Raw genomic sequence first — 289 nt, 5'->3', positions numbered from 1 at the left:
GGCGCTGCTGGCCGGCCAGCGTGGCGCCGCGGCCGCCAGCCTGCTGACGAGCGCGCTCGGTGTCGCGGCAGCGTTCGCACTGGCGGCGGAGGTGATGACGGGTGGCATGCAGCACGTCGCGGTCGGCGGCTGGGCAGTGCCGCTGGGGATCGAGTTGCGCGCCGACGGTCTGGCCGCAGCGATGCTGCTGATAACCGCGGTGATCGGCGCGGGCATCTCGGTCTTCGCGTGGCGCTACTTCGGTGCCGCTGGCCACCACGACCTAAACGCCCTCACCACCGCCCCGCCC

Annotated in this window: 1 pseudogene; it reads left to right on the top strand. The window is 73.7% G+C overall.

Annotation, left to right across the window (positions count from 1 at the left end):
* Positions 1 to 289: pseudogene (locus tag RMP09_RS02670) on the top strand (hypothetical protein); the annotation flags it as partial.

The organism is Hydrogenophaga sp., from assembly GCF_031426985.1.
GTDB lineage: Bacteria > Pseudomonadota > Gammaproteobacteria > Burkholderiales > Burkholderiaceae_C > Hydrogenophaga.
Note: the sequence above shows the minus strand (reverse complement) of the source record. Positions and strands in the feature narration are given on the sequence as shown.